General features: G+C 60.4%; 16 protein-coding genes and 2 pseudogenes. 11 read left to right on the top strand and 7 right to left on the bottom strand.

Annotated elements, in window-relative coordinates:
* Positions 1 to 282 precede the first annotated feature (282 nt).
* The 3 genes from VGN93_RS26865 (at position 283) to VGN93_RS26855 (ending at position 3,831) form a co-directional block, all read left to right on the top strand.
* Entirely contained in the window at positions 283 to 1,488 is a 1,206-nt protein-coding gene (locus VGN93_RS26865; RefSeq protein ID WP_327510011.1) for a multidrug effflux MFS transporter, read from the top strand.
* Between the two features lie 126 nt (positions 1,489 to 1,614).
* On the top strand, positions 1,615 to 2,727 hold the full coding sequence (aguA, locus tag VGN93_RS26860) for an agmatine deiminase (protein WP_327510010.1): 1,113 nt from the start codon (positions 1,615 to 1,617) through the stop codon (positions 2,725 to 2,727).
* Between the two features lie 12 nt (positions 2,728 to 2,739).
* Positions 2,740 to 3,831 (top strand): polyamine ABC transporter substrate-binding protein, encoded by a 1,092-nt coding sequence (locus tag VGN93_RS26855; protein ID WP_327510009.1) that lies wholly within the window; start codon positions 2,740 to 2,742, stop codon positions 3,829 to 3,831.
* On the opposite strand, the gene VGN93_RS26850 is transcribed toward VGN93_RS26855, so the two are convergent.
* A complete protein-coding gene (locus VGN93_RS26850) occupies positions 3,820 to 4,581 on the bottom strand; it encodes a helix-turn-helix transcriptional regulator (RefSeq protein WP_327510008.1) in 762 nt (253 codons plus the stop codon). The two genes, VGN93_RS26855 and VGN93_RS26850, sit on opposite strands and share 12 nt — an antisense overlap.
* 76 nt (positions 4,582 to 4,657) lie before the next feature.
* Here VGN93_RS26850 and aguB point away from each other — a divergent pair, with 76 nt between their 5' ends.
* Entirely contained in the window at positions 4,658 to 5,536 is an 879-nt protein-coding gene (aguB, locus tag VGN93_RS26845; protein ID WP_327510007.1) for an N-carbamoylputrescine amidase, read from the top strand.
* 21 nt (positions 5,537 to 5,557) lie between these two features.
* On the opposite strand, the gene VGN93_RS26840 is transcribed toward aguB, so the two are convergent.
* On the bottom strand, positions 5,558 to 6,154 hold the full coding sequence (locus tag VGN93_RS26840) for a PAS and helix-turn-helix domain-containing protein (protein ID WP_327510006.1): 597 nt from the start codon (positions 6,152 to 6,154) through the stop codon (positions 5,558 to 5,560).
* Positions 6,155 to 6,232: 78 nt separating this feature from the next.
* Between VGN93_RS26840 and VGN93_RS26835 the strand changes: the two genes are divergently transcribed.
* Both VGN93_RS26835 and VGN93_RS26830 read left to right on the top strand, forming a co-directional pair.
* Complete coding sequence (locus VGN93_RS26835) at positions 6,233 to 6,949, top strand: CoA transferase subunit A (protein WP_319313454.1); 717 nt, start codon at positions 6,233 to 6,235, stop codon at positions 6,947 to 6,949.
* Complete coding sequence (locus VGN93_RS26830) at positions 6,949 to 7,596, top strand: 3-oxoacid CoA-transferase subunit B (RefSeq protein WP_327510005.1); 648 nt, start codon at positions 6,949 to 6,951, stop codon at positions 7,594 to 7,596. Before VGN93_RS26835 ends, VGN93_RS26830 begins: the two co-directional genes overlap by 1 nt.
* Before the next feature lie 63 nt (positions 7,597 to 7,659).
* On the opposite strand, the gene VGN93_RS26825 is transcribed toward VGN93_RS26830, so the two are convergent.
* From VGN93_RS26825 to VGN93_RS26815, 3 genes are read right to left on the bottom strand one after another with little or no spacing between them, the layout of a single operon-like run.
* Positions 7,660 to 8,073, bottom strand: a complete 414-nt coding sequence (locus tag VGN93_RS26825; RefSeq protein WP_327510004.1) for a GFA family protein — start codon at positions 8,071 to 8,073, stop codon at positions 7,660 to 7,662.
* A gap of 17 nt (positions 8,074 to 8,090) precedes the next feature.
* Complete coding sequence (locus tag VGN93_RS26820; RefSeq protein WP_327510003.1) at positions 8,091 to 8,585, bottom strand: SRPBCC domain-containing protein; 495 nt, start codon at positions 8,583 to 8,585, stop codon at positions 8,091 to 8,093.
* The gene (locus VGN93_RS26815) at positions 8,582 to 8,911 is read right to left on the bottom strand and encodes a metalloregulator ArsR/SmtB family transcription factor (protein WP_327510002.1); all 330 of its coding nucleotides are present in this window, start codon (positions 8,909 to 8,911) and stop codon (positions 8,582 to 8,584) included. Before VGN93_RS26815 ends, VGN93_RS26820 begins: the two co-directional genes overlap by 4 nt.
* A gap of 461 nt (positions 8,912 to 9,372) precedes the next feature.
* Between VGN93_RS26815 and repA the strand changes: the two genes are divergently transcribed.
* The 3 genes from repA to repC all read left to right on the top strand — a co-directional run bounded on the left by repA (position 9,373) and on the right by repC (position 13,031).
* A complete protein-coding gene (repA, locus tag VGN93_RS26810; RefSeq protein ID WP_319313462.1) occupies positions 9,373 to 10,596 on the top strand; it encodes a plasmid partitioning protein RepA in 1,224 nt (407 codons plus the stop codon).
* Positions 10,593 to 11,624, top strand: a complete 1,032-nt coding sequence (repB, locus tag VGN93_RS26805) for a plasmid partitioning protein RepB (RefSeq protein WP_327510043.1) — start codon at positions 10,593 to 10,595, stop codon at positions 11,622 to 11,624. The genes repA and repB overlap by 4 nt, the downstream gene beginning before the upstream one ends.
* 192 nt (positions 11,625 to 11,816) lie before the next feature.
* Positions 11,817 to 13,031 (top strand): plasmid replication protein RepC, encoded by a 1,215-nt coding sequence (repC, locus tag VGN93_RS26800; protein WP_327510001.1) that lies wholly within the window; start codon positions 11,817 to 11,819, stop codon positions 13,029 to 13,031.
* 360 nt (positions 13,032 to 13,391) lie between these two features.
* Here the strand turns inward: repC and VGN93_RS26795 are convergent.
* A pseudogene (locus VGN93_RS26795) lies at positions 13,392 to 13,534 on the bottom strand (IS3 family transposase); the annotation flags it as partial.
* Between the two features lie 82 nt (positions 13,535 to 13,616).
* Positions 13,617 to 13,975: pseudogene (locus tag VGN93_RS26790) on the bottom strand (transposase); the annotation flags it as partial.
* A 481-nt stretch (positions 13,976 to 14,456) separates the two neighbouring features.
* Here VGN93_RS26790 and VGN93_RS31365 point away from each other — a divergent pair.
* Positions 14,457 to 15,056 carry a hypothetical protein gene (locus VGN93_RS31365; protein WP_414714185.1) on the top strand — a complete coding sequence of 200 codons (600 nt, stop codon included), beginning with the start codon at positions 14,457 to 14,459 and terminating at the stop codon, positions 15,054 to 15,056.
* Positions 14,951 to 15,250: a hypothetical protein gene (locus VGN93_RS31360; protein ID WP_414714184.1), complete on the top strand. Its 300-nt coding sequence runs from the start codon at positions 14,951 to 14,953 to the stop codon at positions 15,248 to 15,250. Before VGN93_RS31365 ends, VGN93_RS31360 begins: the two co-directional genes overlap by 106 nt.
* Positions 15,251 to 16,151 lie beyond the last annotated feature (901 nt).

Here is a 16,151-nt window from a genome sequence, read left to right as displayed (position 1 = left end):
TCGGAACACTTCGTTCGACCAACTGATGGAGGCGGCGACGATCGGCGAGGGTGAGCTGTAAATAGCATCGAGACATCCAAAAATCTCCAGGGCGAAGCCGTTGAAATTACTGGCATGTCGCACTTGGAAATAGAATGTACCTTTTGCGAGGTCAGAATCGCGTAATCTGTCTTATGGAACCTGATTGCTCCGCACTCTCTCAGGCTCGAGGCTGTGGAAAAACTTACGCTTTTCGAGACAGGATCATGAGATATTCGAAGCGAAAATGGTTAGGTTGCAGCCATGATCAGTTTTCGCGAACGCATTGCTCTTTATGCTCTCCTAACCTCACTGACCTCCCTCAGCATCGATGCGCTGTTGCCGGGGTTGCGGGAGATCGGCGCGGATGTCGGTGTTTCGCCGCCGCTCTCGACCCAGCATGTCATATCGCTTTTCATCTTCGGCATGGCGTTCGGTGAACTGCTGCTCGGTCCGCTATCCGACGCGATCGGACGGAAGAAGTCGCTTGTGCTGGGTCTCTGTGTCTATGCGGCCGGAACCGTTATCGCCATGCTGGCGGGGTCGCTGGAAATGGTGATCCTCGGCCGTTTCCTTCAGGGTGTGGGCGTCTCCGGTCCGAAGATCGCGACACGCGCCATGATCCGCGACCAGTTCGAGGGAGATGCGATGGCCCGCGTCCTGTCCTTCATGTTCACCCTCTTCATTCTCGTGCCGATGTTGGCACCGGCCCTGGCGCAAGGCCTGATCGTCCTTGCCGGCTGGCGCAGCGTTTTTGCGGCCTATCTGGTGATTGCGGGTCTTCTCGGCCTATGGCTGGTGGTGCGGCAACCGGAAACTCTACCCGAAGCAAAGCGCATCCCGTTCCGGCCGGGTCTGTTGCTGCTGAACAGCCGCCGCATCCTTTCCAACCGTCGCGTTACGTTGCTGATCGTGGCGACCGGGCTCGTTTTCGGTGCGCAGCTCCTCTATCTCAGCACGGCCGCCGATCTGTTCTTCGACGCCTATGGAATCAAGGAAACCTTTCCCTTCTATTTTGCCGTGCTGGCCACAGGGGTCGGGCTTGCTTCCTTCGTCAATGCCAAGCTCGTGCAGCGGTTCGGCATGGACAGAATGGCGCGTACCGCCTTCATCGCATTGGCAGCGACCGGTTTTCTCATGATGATCGCATCCGGGCTGTCGGGCGGCCGCCTGCCGCTTGCCGCTTTTATGCTGTTCGGGTTCGCGGCCTTCTTCGCCATCGGGATGCTCTTCGGCAATCTGAACGCCATGGTTATGCGCTCCCTTGGGCAGATGGCCGGCCTGGGCGCATCCTTGATCGCGTCTGGATCGAGCCTCGTTGCCACCCTGTTCGCTATCGGCATCGGTCGCTTTTATGACGGCACGACGATGAACCTATCCGTGGGTTTCTTCGTCGCCGGCACCAGCGCGCTCGTTCTGGCGAAAATTGCACACCGGAGCGACGAGATGCCAGTCGAGGCTGCCCGGTAATACGGGGTTGCACCGGCGTAGTGCCCTTCCCTACCCCATCCCAAATGGGACATTGACCCAAAAGGGGTCCGCTTGCCTTAATCAACCCAGATTTTTTCGCGGGCCAGATTTTTCGCGGGGTAGAACATGGTACGCACGCTGACGAGCACACCCAGGGCCGATGGTTTTCGTGCGCCGGGGGAATTCGAGCCGAAGGCCGGGTGCTGGTTGATCTGGCCGGAACGGCCTGACACCTGGCGGCTTGGCGCCAAGCCTGCGCAAAGACTGTTTGCGGAGGTCGCGGCGGCGATTGCCGAGAGCGAGCCGGTCACCATCGCCGTATCGAGCCGCCAGTGGCTGAATGCCCGCGCCATGCTGCCGGAAAGCGTGCGCCTTGTCGAAATGTCGACGGACGATTCCTGGCTGCGCGACAGCGGGCCGAACTTCGTCATCGATGGTCGCGGCGCGGTGCGCGGCGTCGACTGGACCTTCAACGCCTATGGCGGCAATGACGGCGGCCTTTATTCGCCCTGGAACCTTGACGATCTCGCCGCCCGCAAGGTGCTGGAAATCGAGCGCATGGATCGTTATCGCTCGACGCTGATCGCCGAAGGCGGCGGCCTGCAATGCGACGGCCAGGGCACGCTGATCACCACGGAGCAATGCCTGCTCAACAGCAACCGCAACGGCCATCTCGGCAAGGCGGGGGTGGAACAGCAGCTTTCCGACTATCTCGGGCTGGACCATGTGATCTGGCTGCCGCGCGGCTTCTGCTTCGACGAGACGGACGGCCATGTCGACGACGTCTGCTGCTTCGTGCGGCCGGGCGTGGTGGCGATGAGCTGGACGGAGGACCGCGACGACCCGCAATACGAGATCGTGCGCGAGGTGGAGGAGGTGCTGCGCTCGGCGCGCGACGCGCGCGGCCGCTCGCTGGAGGTGCACCGCATCCATCATCCGGCGCCGATCGAGATGACGGCGGACGAGGCGTCGGGCGTCGACCAGGTCGATTCCACCTGGGCACGGCCGGCCGGTAACCGCATCGCCGCCACCTATATCAACTATTATCCCGGCAATTCCGTCGTCGTCGTGCCGCAGTTCGATGACGAGAAACTGGATCTGGCCGCGAAGGCGAAGCTTGCCGAACTGTTCCCGCAACATCGCATTGCCGGCATCGCCAATTCCCGCGAAATCCTGCTCGGCGGCGGCAACGTCGCCTGCATCACACTGCCGGTCTATGCCGGCCAGACGAAGGCCTGAAGGAAAAAATCGATGCGCGCACCACTCGTTTCCATCCTTGCACTGTTCGCTGCCGCGGGCGTCGCCCAGGCTGAGGAAGAAAAGGTCGTCAACGTCTACAACTGGTCGGACTATATCGCGCCGGATACGGCCGAAAAGTTCGAGAAGGAAACCGGCATCCGCGTCGTCTACGACGTCTATGACGGCAACGAGGTGCTGGAAACGAAGATGCTGACCGGCGGCTCGGGCTACGATGTCGTCTATCCGTCGGCCTATCCGTTCCTGAAGAACCAGGTAAAGGCAGGCGTCTTCCTGCCGTTGGACAAGGCAAAACTTGCCAATGCCGGCAAGCTCGATCCGCAGGCGCTTTCGCTGATCGCAGCGGCCGATCCCGACAATCTGCATGCCGTGCCCTACATGGCCGTCACCGACGGCATCGGCTACAATATTGCGGCCGTGAAGCAACGCATGGGCGACGCGCCGGTCGATTCCTTCGCCATGGTCTTCGATCCCGCCGTCGTGGAAAAATTTGCCGATTGCGGCGTGGCGATGATCGACGCGCCGGCGGAGATCATTCCGATGGCGATGAACTATCTCGGCATCGATCCGCATTCCACGAGCCCGGACGACATCGCCAAGGTCGAAGATCTGCTGTTGAAGGTACGGCCGCACATCCGCTACTTCCATTCCTCGCGCTATATCAACGACCTTGCCAATGGCGATATCTGCGTCGTGCTCGGCTGGTCGGGCGATATCCTGCAAGCCAAGGCCCGCGCGGCCGAAAGCGAGAAGAAGCTGGACGTCGCCTATGCCATCCCGAAGGAGGGTACGTTGATCAATTTCGACACGATGGCCGTGCCGAAGGATGCGCCGCATCCGGAAAACGCCGTCGCCTGGATCGACTTCAACATGCGCCCGGACATCGCGGCCGCCAATTCGAGCTACGTGTCCTATGCCAACCCGATCCCGGAATCGCTGCCGCTGATGGACCAGGCGGTGGCGAAGGATCCCGGCGTTTTCCCGCCGGATGAGGTGAAGGCAAAACTCTTCGTCGTGGAATCCAGCGACGCGAAGCTTCTGCGCCTGCAGAACCGCATGTGGACGCGGATCGTTTCAGGGCAGTGAGGGGTAGGAAAGGTCGCCGTCGCGGGCAGCGGCCATCAACTCGACCTGGGAGTGGAGGCCGAGCTTGCGGTAGACGGTCTTGATGTGGTTGCGCACCGTGCCGGGGGAGATGGACAGGTCGCGCGAAATGGTTTTGGCGCAGCCGCCGTCGATGAGCAGGAGGGCGACCTGGCGTTCGCGCATGCTGAGCCGGGCGAGAGACAGCGCGCCGTCGCCCGCGGGGCGCCATTGCCGCCAGAGCCGTTCGAGCACGAGGCGGGTCGCGTCGGCTGTGGCTTCCGCAAGCGCCAGTTCTTCCGCGCCGAAGGGGCGTGCGCCCCGACGACGCAGATAGGTGACGAAACCGGCGGCGTTGCGGTCGAAATTGAAGACGCCGGTGATCTCGTCGAAGCTGCCGGAGGGTTCATAGAAGTCGCGGTAGTAGGCGCTGGTGTGGAAGTCGCCGCCATCGAGCGCAGAAAGCGGCAGCAGGAAATCCTGCCGCGTGCCGGCGAAGCGGCGGAAGAACGGGTCCTGCCGGTACTTGCGGGTATCGTAGTCGCGGTTCCAGTTGTCGGCGTCGCGCTCGTAGATGGTGATGGACGCGCTCTCGCGCAGGTAGAGGCCGATATAGACCTGGTCGGAGGCGGTGAGATGACACGCGCCGGCCGTGAAATGGGCCGAAATCTCTTCGGGCAAGGTCGCGCCGACCGCCGCGGTGATGCCGCTGCTCCAGCGCTGGATCTGCTCGAAGGTGAGGTTCGGCTGCATGACGACAGGATAGACGGGCCGGCCGGGAATTCAAGCGGGCCTATCCCAAGGGTATAGTGAGCAAGGAGCCTTGAAAATGCGCAATGTCACGGTCGCCGCCACCCAGATGGCCTGCATCTGGGATGAGAGGGTCAATATCGAGCGGGCCGAACGGCTCGTCCGCCAGGCGAAGCAGAAGGGCGCCGACCTGGTGCTGATACAGGAGCTTTTTGCGGCACCTTATTTCTGCCAGGACCAGATCCACGAATTCTTCGCGCTCGCGCAACCCTTCGAAGGCAACACGCTGATCGCCCATTTCGCAAGACTTGCCGCTGAACTTTGCGTGGTGCTGCCGATCAGCTATTTCGAGCGCGCCGGCCAGTCCTATTTCAACAGCGTGGCGGTGATCGACGCAGACGGAACGGTGCTCGGCAACTACCGCAAGAGCCACCTGCCCGATGGTCCCGGCTATATGGAGAAGTTCTACTTTTCACCCGGCGACACCGGCTTCAAGGTGTGGAACACGCGCGCCGGATGCATCGGCGTCGGCATCTGCTGGGACCAGTGGTTCCCGGAATCGGCACGCTCGATGGCCCTGCAAGGCGCGGAAATCCTGCTTTATCCGACCGCCATCGGCTCCGAGCCGCATGATCCGAGCCTGGATTCGAGCGGCCACTGGCAGCGGGTCATGCAGGGTCATGCCGGCGCGAACCTCATGCCGCTGATCGCCTCCAACCGCATCGGCACGGAGGAAGGGCGCAACGGCACGCGCATCACCTTCTACGGCTCCTCCTTCATCGCCGATTCCACCGGCGCCAAGGTGGCGGAAGCCGACCGTGCGACGGAAAGCGTGCTGACGGCCACCTTCGATCTCGACGCGATCGCCCACCAGCGTCGCTCCTGGGGCGTTTTTCGGGACCGCCGCCCGGACCTCTACGGCCATCTCGCCACGCTCGACGGACGCACTGCGTCGTAGGCCCCCTGCCCTGCCCCGCCGTCAGGAATCCGGGCCGGGCGCGTGGGCGAACCAGGAGGTCAACTGGGCGGAATTGGTGCAGCCGGTAATCTTCATCAGCCGTGCGCGGTGGGATTCGACGGTGCGGACCGACAGGTCCAGTTCATCGGCGATGCGCGCATTGGTCTTTCCCTGTGATACCAGCGTCAGGATCTGCCGCTGGCGCTCCGTCAGGGAAAGCTGCGGGCTGGTCGTCGGGCGGTTGAGCCGCTGGAAACAGTAGAGCGCATGGGCAAAGGGGTCGTCGTGCTGAAAGCTCTTGCCGGTGACCTGGCACCAGAAACGCTGCCCGGTCACCGACATCATGATGCGCTCGTCGTAATAGCTGCGCCCGCCCGGCAGGTGCTCCAGCCACGTTTTTCCGGTATGGATGAAGTCGGCGATCTTCGGGTAAAGCACCGCGAAACTTCGGTCGATCAGGTCGGGGCGGGTATAGCCGAAGAGTTCGGCGAAAGAGTCGTTGCAATCGCGGATGATACGGTGGGTCGCGTAGACCATTGGCACGGGAATTTCGTTCAGGGAGAAGCGTAAGCCCCCTTCCCTGCCGAAGCCTTCGATCGAGCCCGCACGTCGCGTCATGCCGTATAAATACGGCTAACGCCCGCCGCCGTTCAAGCCTTAATGTTTCGGCTTCAACGTTTTCTAATGGGAGGAACCATGCGGAAAATCCACGACGATGCGACGGCGGCCCTGGCGGGGCTGCTCAAGGACGGCATGACCATCATGGCCGGCGGTTTCGGGCTTTGCGGCATTCCCGAAGCCCTGATCGAAGCGGTGCGTGAGTCCGGCGTGCGCGGCCTGACGGTCATTTCCAACAACGCGGGCGTCGATGGCATCGGCCTCGGCCGGCTGCTGGAAACCCGCCAGATCGACAAGATGATCTCGTCCTATGTCGGCGAGAACGCGCTCTTCGCGCAGCAATACCTCGCGAAGGAACTGGAGATCGAGTTCAATCCGCAGGGCACGCTTGCCGAGCGCATCCGCGCCGGCGGTGCCGGCATTCCCGCCTTCTTCACCCGTACCGGGGTCGGCACGGCCGTCGGCGAAGGCAAGGAAGTGCGCGAATTCGACGGGCAGCTTTATCTCATGGAGACGGCGCTCTTCGCCGACCTCGCCATCGTGCACGCCTGGCGCGGCGATACGGACGGAAACCTCGTCTATCGCAAGACCGCGCGCAACTTCAATCCGGTCATGGCAACGGCGGCGCACACGACGGTGGCGCAGGTCGAAAAGATCGTCGAGCCGGGCGGGATCGATCCCGACAACGTGCATACGCCGGGCATCTACGTGTCGCGCATGATCGAGGTTGCAAACGCCGAAAAGCGGATCGAGAAACGAACGGTTACGCCGCGGCAGTCGGTGGAGGCAGTCTGATGGCCTGGACACGGGACGACATGGCGGCGCGTGCCGCGAAGGAATTGCAGGACGGTTTTTACGTCAATCTGGGCATCGGCATCCCGACGCTGGTGGCGAACTACATTCCGGCCGGCATCAACGTGACGCTGCAAAGCGAGAACGGCATGCTGGGCATGGGGCCCTTCCCTCTCGAGGGCGAGGAGGATGCGGACCTGATCAATGCCGGCAAGCAGACGATCAGCGAACTGCCGGGCAGCAGCTTCTTTTCGAGTGCCGAAAGCTTCGCGATGATCCGGGGCGGCCATATCGACCTCTCCGTTCTGGGCGCGATGCAGGTCGCGGAGAACGGCGATCTCGCCAACTGGATGATCCCCGGCAAGATGGTCAAGGGCATGGGCGGTGCGATGGATCTCGTCGCCGGCGTCAAGCGGGTCGTGGTCGTCATGGAGCATGAGGCGCGTGGCGAATCCAAGGTCCTCAAGCGCTGCGACCTGCCGCTGACCGGAAGCCGCGTCGTCAACCTGCTGATCACCGACCTCGCCGTCTTCGAGCCGGCGATACGCGGCGAGGAGGCCATGCGCCTGGTGGAACTCGCGCCGGGCGTCACGGTTGACGAAGTGCGCGCCCGGACGCAAGCGGATTTCCGCGTCGCACTCGACGAATAGCGTGAAGGGGGCGGAACATGACGTGTTCCGCCCCCTCCCCTCACAAAACCGAGCCTCGCGACGTTACGCCGGTGGCATGCGCTCGAATTTCGGCAGCGCCGGATCGAGGTAATCCCAAGCATGGCCCGCCGCGGTCCAGGATACCAGTTGCGGCTGATAGCGGCTTGGGTCGTCGAGGCTTGCCGGCGTGACGATGAACACGGCCGGCATGTCGGGAAATGTCATGGAGACGGCCGAACCGCAGGTCGGGCAGAAGGCGCGCTGCTTAACCGTTCCACCGTCGCCGACACTCTGCCAATGCGACGCCTCCCCCTCGATCTTCACCTCAGCCGCAACGAAGGTGAGATGCGATTGATGTCCGGTGCCGCTGTCGCGTTGACACTGTCGGCACTGGCAGTCGACCATGACGGCCGGTTCGCCTGATATCTCGTAGCGGATGGCGCCGCAGGCGCAGCCACCGGTATAGGGTTCGTTCATGTCGTTCTCCTCCTGCCTCAATGCAGCCTTTGCGAAGACGCCTCTTCGGCGACCACTCTGTCGAGGTTTTTGACCACCTTTTTCCAGCCTTCGCTCATGTTGCGGTAGGCGGTGTCGTTCTTCGGCAGCACGAAGCCGGAATGGGTGAGGCGCAGGCGCGTGCCTGCCTCGGCCTTGGAAAGGGTAAAGGTAACCACTGTCTCCAGTTTCGAGCCGTAGCCGACATTGCCCTCATGGCCGCCCTTCCACGCATAGGACAGACGCTCATTCGGCACGACCTCCAGCACCTCGCAATGGATGGTGCCGTCCCATTCGCCTGCCGGGTTGGTTTGAAAGGTGAAACGGTTGCCAGCCACAGGCTCAAAACCCTTCGGCACCATCAGCCAGCGGCCCATCAGGTCGCCACTGGTCAAGGCTTTCCAGATGACATCCGGCGCGTGCGGGAAGACTTCGTCTACCACGATGGCCTCGGTGTCCGGGGCTCGCGTTTCAGGAGTGGCGACTTGGGTCATGGGTCGATTTCCTTCAGCAGGTTCCTCAGATCGGCGAAGCGCTCGCGCCAGAAGACGCCGTAATGGCTCATCCAGTCGGCCAACGGCTCCAGACCGCCTAGCTGCGCGCGATAATAGACGTTGCGCCCCTCCGGGCGCTCGCTGACGAGGCCCGCCTGTTTCAAGGACTTGAGATGCTGGGAAATGGCGCCCTGCGTGACGCCACTGCCGCGCGTCAGCTCGACGACGGTGATCTCGTTGGAATTGGCGATGCGCTCGAACACGGCCCGCCGGGTGGGATCGGCGAGGGCGCGCATGACGGCGGTGATGGTTTCAGCTTCGATCATGAGAAATCAAATAGCAAAGGCTAATCGATTGGTCAATGCTATTTGATTTGTCTGTGCGTCGGTATATTGCTGGCTGCGCCCCGCCCGAGAAACACAATATGCGGGCGTCACTTAGTACGATGCGGAACGACTTTGACTTACTCTCTATAACACACCCGCCGCGGTCGCGAAAATTTCTGTGATTCTAGCTATGATTCTCTTGGCCGGCGGCATTTTGCGTCGGCAGGCGGGCACCTGGCAGGGCAGTCTGGTGCCAAAAGTAGAGAGCGCTACAAACGAAAGTCGGCAAAGCCACGACGGAAATATGAATAATATCAGTCTATTAAGGTCAGGATGCCAACGAAGACCGCGCTTTCGATCCGATTGTCAAGCGCCACCGCATGGACGGATTCATAGAATCGTGTTCTATCTCTTGGCGAGCACTGGCCGGTAAACCGGCAACAGGCCGCCAAGAGGGAAAAATGGCGATAGCGCAACAGGTAGAAACAGTGGTTCCTTCCAAGGAAGATGCGGGCAGCAAGATCACGCGCCATGCCACGCTGTTGTCCGGACAGCTGCAACAGCTGAGAACGCGTATGTATCCGCCAAAATCGGAAAAGATACTACGGCAGTTTTTGACCAATGAAGTCTCGAAGCTGACATCCATACCCGATTCGACGTTGAAGCTGATGTCAAGCGAAGGCCGCGGCCCCGTGCCGAGCCGGCTGGAGAACAATCATCGAGTCTACACGCTCTCCCAAATCAACGAGTTGCGGGAATTGTTCGCCAAGCAGAAGCCGGCGGACGCCCTGCGCTTTCTGCCGCGGCGCCGCCCCGGAGAACACCTCCAGGTTCTCGCCATCGCCAACTTCAAGGGCGGCAGTGCGAAGACGACGACCTGCGTTCATCTCGCGCATTTTCTCGCCCTGCAAGGTTACCGTGTTCTGGCGCTCGACCTCGATCCGCAGGCGTCGCTGTCGGCGATGTTCGGCTCCCAGCCCGAGGTCGATGTCGGCGCCAACGAGACGATCTACGCATCGCTTCGATACGACGACGCCGAACGGCGTCCGATCCGCGATATCATCCGCAAAACCTATTTCGACGGCATCGATCTCATTCCCGGCAATCTGGAGGTGATGGAGTATGAGCACGAGACCCCGCGCGTCCTCGCCAACAAATCGAGCTCCGGCGCAATCTTCTTCGAGCGGCTGAAACTCTCTCTTGCAGAGGTCGACGCCGACTACGATGTGGTCATTCTGGACACGCCTCCGTCGCTCGGCTTCCTGACGCTGAGTGCGATCTACGCGGCCACGAGCATGATCATAACCGTGCATCCGGCCATGCTGGATGTCGCGTCGATGAGCCAGTTCCTTCTCATGATGGGCGACCTTATCAGCGTCTTGACCGAGAGCGGCGCGCAGCTCGATCAGGATTTCATTCGTTATCTCGTGACGCGGCACGATCCGAACGACGCGCCGCAGTCCCAGGTGGTCGCAATGCTGCGCCATCTGTTCGGCGCGGATGTCCTGCTGCCGACAGCCCTCGAAAGCACGGCCGTCGAGGCGGCGGGGCTCGGCAAACGCTCGCTTTACGAACTCGAAATGGGCCAGATCGGCCGCGAGACGCACAAGCGGGCACGCGAGGCGGTGGACGCCGTCAATGAGGCGATCGCTCGCCTGATCAACACCAGTTGGGGGCGTGGATGAGTAAGACACCACGGAAATCCATCGTTGCAAGCTTCGGCCTGCTTTCGGCTGAACTGGAGAACAAGGAGCCCACGGCGCCCGAGCCGGTAGCAGCGCCCTCCCCTGCTCCGACAGCACGCGTTGCCGCCGGCGTTATCGGTGCTGCCCATCGGGCGATCGATGACATTCGGGCGGAACGCGACCATCTGCGGGCGATCGTCGAAGCTGGCGGAGCGTCGATCCACGACCTCGATCCCAAGATCATCGACCCCTCCCCTTTTCCGGATCGTCTGCCGGACGACGACGCGAGCGATTTCCAGACGCTGAAGCGCTCGATAGAGATGGAAGGTCAGAAGGTTCCCGTCCAGGTTCGTAAACACCCTTCGGCGACCGGCCGCTACCAGATCGTCTATGGACACCGGAGATGGCGAGCCGCGCTGGAGCTTGGGCAACCGGTCCGGGCGATCGAAGTCGATATGACCGACCACGACCTGGTCGTCGCTCAGGGCATAGAGAATGCCAGCCGGCAGGACCTTTCGTGGATCGAGCGTGCGCTGTTTGCGTCGCGCATGGACGATGCCGGCATCCGGCCGCGCGACATTTACGCGGCACTTTCGATCGAGGACGCCGAACTCGCCCGCATGCGAAGCGTCTATCGGTCGGTGCCGGGCGATGTCATCGAAGCAATCGGCCGTGCGCCAAAAATCGGCCGGCCGCGCTGGCTGGATCTGGCCAAGACGATTTCGAGCAGTTCCGGCGCCCTCGAAGCCGTGCGCCGCACCCTGTCAAAGGCAAACAACATCGAGAATTCCGACCAGCGCTTCCAGCAGGCGTTGAACGCGGTCAAGTCGAGCCCGAATCCGCGCGGTGGGGCGATTACCCTCTCTGATGGGAAGGGCAAGGCGCTCGGCGCCTACATTGCTTCAAGCAAGGATGTCCGGATTTCCGCCGAGGGCGAACTGGGCACCGCGTTCTTGAGATTTATCCAGGAGGAGCTTCCCGCACTTGCCGAGCGCTTCTCCCGCCAACGGGATATGGGCGAAGCCTGACATTTGTCAGGGTTCCCGAATATGGAAGAAAGGAAACGTCGCAAAAGAAAAAGGCCCCCCAAACGTTGCCGTCGTGGAAGCCTCTCTCAGATTTAGCACTTCGAGACTCGCATTTCCACGAATCATAGTCAAGCGTCTTTGGCCCCGTTTTAGGTGAGCGGATTTCTTTTGCCTTGTCGAAGGTGAGAGAAAATGCAGAGTGGAAATGTAACGACGCCTTTCGGGCGGCGGCCGATGTCGCTTGCCCTTGTCAGGCAGCAGGTCGCTACGGCCGAGATCCCGCCCGGCAAGCGGGCTGACAAATGGAAGGTCTTCCGGGACGCCTCTGAAGCAAGAGTGCTGCTCGGGCTGCAGGATCGTAGCCTCGCGGTTCTCGATGCCCTGCTGAGCTTCTATCCGGAGAACGAACTGCGCCAGGACGCGCAACTCGTCGTCTTCCCGTCGAATGCACAATTGAGCCTCCGCGCCCACGGTATTGCCGGTGCTACGTTGCGCAGGCACCTTGCCCTTCTCGTCGACGCTGGACTCGTCATCCGCAAGGACAGCGCCAACGGCAAGCGATACGCCCGGAAAGATCGGAGCGGTGTGATCGAATCCGCATTCGGCTTCGATATTTCGCCGCTTTTGCTACGCTGCGAAGAACTCGCCGTGATGGCCCAGAAAGTTGCCGCCGATCGCGCCGCCTTCCGGCGCGCGAAGGAGGAACTCACGATCCGTCGGCGCGACGTGCGCAAGTTGATCAGTGCGGCGATAGAGGAGGGGGCTCCCGGTGATTGGGCGACGATGGAAGACGTTTATATCAGCCTCGTAAGCCGGGTTCCGCGCGCGCCTACGATGGCGGAGGTGGTCGAAGTCAGCAAGGAAATGACGCTCCTGCACGAAAAGATCATCAACGCACTGAAAGGCGTCGATAATTTAAAGAATACGAGCAGCTATGCTGCTCATAATGAGCCTCATATACAGAATTCAAAACCCGACTCCACCAATGAACTTGAACCAAGCTCAGAAAAAGAGCTGGGGGCAAATCCTCGCCTAAACCCGCCAGCGAAGGCAGGGCTGCAACGCTCCTTCCCCTTGGGATTGGTATTGAAGGCCTGCCCGGAGATCAGCGCATATGGACCCGCCGGCACGATCGGCAACTGGCGTGACCTCATGTCCGCGGCGGTCGTTGCGCGCTCGATGCTGGGAATAAGCCCCTCCGCCTATCAGGAAGCGTGCGAGGTCATGGGTCCCGAAAACGCCGCGGTCACCCTCGCCTGCATCCTCGAACGGGCTGGCCATATCAATTCCGCCGGCGGATATCTGCGCGACCTGACATCCCGCGCCCAGCGCGGAGAATTCTCGCTTGGCCCGGTTTTGATGGCCCTCTTGAGATCTGCCGGTGACAGCGGGCGGGAGGCTGGATAAGGGCGCGGAGGCATTTCCAAATAGACACCCCCTCCCCTATCGCGATTAACGGGTGGAGATGCCGGGGCCTGATGAATTTGACTGATGGGATCCCGGTTTCTGCTGCGGCCGAGTTTATTGGCAATGTCGATTTTCCGGTCGTCGGCGACGGGTCGAGTGTTTCGAGGGTGATGACGAGGCAGCTGATAATCCCTGGTCGAAAGCGGGCTCCGTGCACGAAGAGGCTATTTGGAAACAGAATGTGCGGATCTCATCAGGGCCTGGCTGCAACAGCAGTCCACTCGCGAGAGGCCGGATACATTTACGCAGACTGCTGTCGTCGGAACCTAAAATCTTGCAATGACAGGGCAGAGCCTACATTTGGCGGATGACGTCCTGGAGCATATCGCGGTCCAGGATCAGATCGGCGACGATCTTCTTCAACCTGGAATTCTCAACTCAAGAGCCTCCAGTCGGCGTATTTCGTGACGCAACAGACCCGCAAACTTCTTGCGCCAATTGAAAATACGGCGCCCGGTTGATCCCCAGGGAATTTCCGCGGAAAACTCCCGTTATAAACGCTCCATTTTTAGAAATCAGAGCGCCCAATCCCAGCGTTTCGCAGACGGTCTTCATTCCAAAATTCCTCTCGGAAGAGAGAGAGTGAGTGAGCGCGACAGCTGTTTTTTGCCGAACAAGTGTTGAAACTCCTTCACCTGAGACTGAAGCGCCCGGTTTCGAAAGCCCAACCTCCTCTTCGGCGACCTTCCCCATCAGTGCCCCCTGGGACGCTAATCTGTGTCAGGCGGACAACTGGTTCGGCTGCATGCTGCGCCGCGGCGCGACGATGCTCACCCTCGCATCCGCCTCATAAATCTCCTGGATGATCGCCAGCTTCTCTGCTGTGCTCCAGCGCCGGAGTGTTCTGGCCCGGAAAAATCCGCCTTAAAATTGCTGCCAGTCATATTACCAAGATCACTCCTACCCACTTAGCTAAGTCGGGGAATACGTCGGGGGCTTTTGAGGGCTAATTCAGGCTAGCGCGAATGGGCGTATCGCAGGCTGCGTCGGTACCCCCGAAGATCGAGACGTTCTTCATCTTGATGAGTTGGTCCTACAGCTATCGAGCGCACCTATCGGCCCCTCCCCTCCAAAGCCTAGCTAGTGCGATCAGCACGGGTTTGGAGGCTACCGCGGCATAAGCGTCGTTAGCACTCGGGTTTTGACGCCTATCGTGCGTCCACCCTAAGGTGTTCGATCCCAGTCCTGTCTCTGAGGTTATTTTATAACATTTCGAATTCATCCAAATGCGTTGGTCCATGTTGGTGAGGTTTCTACAGATCAAAGCCGTTTCTATTTGGCAATGCCTAACGATCTTGGACCAAATTTGCGAGGACCTGCCCATGTCTGTTTGCCCACAATGCAGTTATGGCTGGAGTTCTCAGCTTGGCGACGGACGGTTTAAGTGCCGTGCCTGCGGGCGCCGGCGCCGCGCGACAAAGACGCTTTGGGATGCCTCGCGCCCTCGATGGCGGGACCAAGACGCAATCGGTACAGCGCATTGTTTGGGGCGTTCCGGTCTATCGGCAGCGGTTCTCGCTTCCGGCGAGCCGCCCAGCAACCGAGCGCATTTATCGGCTGATCCGCGTCGCCATGGCCCATGCCGAGCATCTGCAAGATCCTATCGAAGGCAGTCTTGAATGTGGCGAGACGACCTTCGGTGGAGCATGCAAAGGCAAGCGGGGCTGGGGCGCAGCGGGCAAGGTCATCGTCTTCGGCATTGTCAAGCGTAACGGGACCGTCAAGGCCCAGCCGATCCCCGCGCACGACCGAACCTCGATTATAAACTTGATCCAGGCGGAGAACCGGGATGTTCGCTCTACTATGCCGACGAATGGCAGGCCTATGCCACCTTGCGACTGCGCGGCGACCATGTCGTCATCCGAAAGGAGAAAGGCCGGCCGGTCGGGCGCGACCATATCAACGGGATCGAAGGCTTCTGGTCATACGCTAAAAACTGGCTGTATCCATACCGTGGTGTACTAAAGAAGTTGTTTCATCTCTATCTTGGTGAAACCTGTTATCGGTTCAATCACCGCGATGAGGATTTGAATCCATTGATTATCAAGGGTCAACAAAACCGAGATAAATCCGTTCCAGCTCCACTAGGCATTACCTTCTTAGAGCGAATAGGCTTGCGAGGAGACGCGGGAACCCTGACAGCTGTCAGGGTTTTGTAAGACATGGGCTTTGAAGCGCTTCGTACTATCCTACGGCGCGGGTTATGTCGCTTCCGCATTAGTGGTCCAGTAGCGAGAAATTTGCCGTCTACGATACCCGCGCCAAATTCTCTGGCTCGCCTCGCAATCCCCTGCCCCGCTAGCCACCACGCCTAGCCATTCAACCGCACGCCCACAACGTGGATATCTGCGTGCCGAGACATACGAATAGTCCTCTCTCAACCTTAGGAGCCAAGTGTGCGTGACGGCAAAACCGCGTCTCTTTGTTCTGAGTAACGATCAATGATGCATTGCGGGACACATCACAGCGGCTTTCGAGTAGCGTGCGTAATGGATAGTTGACCGAAAAGCGCGGCTATATATTTTCTCACGCGCTGGCCGAAAGGGATCGCGTATGTTCGAGCGGCGATGCCACACGACAGGCCGCGCGGAAATACAAGCTTCCGCTACGACTCGCGCCGCCGATCTGAAACGCAATTTACGCCACTGCGCCCAAGCGGAGGGTGAGCGATTCATTATGGAAGAGAATGATTATCCGTGCCGGGGGAACGCCGCTAAAAACTGGCAAACGCTTGCTCCTCCTTCTCGCGACTGCACAGCAAACTTTTCGGCGTTCCGACAGTGCTTGCGATCGGCTTGCCGGGATAGCAAGCCAACTCCGCATCTTAAAAATGAATTCCTCCACTTTTGGGGCGTGTATTGTTCGGCCATTGGAAGCCTCGATGAATAGGATTCCGAAAATATGGTTGATGTTGAGGCCCAAAATTTGAGCGATACACGAAGGGCAGGGATGCCTATCTCAGAGGATGATGGAGATCCTCAACGGGCTGCCGCCCAAGTTTGAATACGGCGGCATCGCTTCCCAAGGTAGGGGGGCCTCATCAATCGATTGTCAAGATTG

This window comes from Shinella sp. (assembly GCF_035998705.1).
Taxonomy (GTDB): domain Bacteria; phylum Pseudomonadota; class Alphaproteobacteria; order Rhizobiales; family Rhizobiaceae; genus Shinella.
Note: the sequence above shows the minus strand (reverse complement) of the source record. Positions and strands in the feature narration are given on the sequence as shown.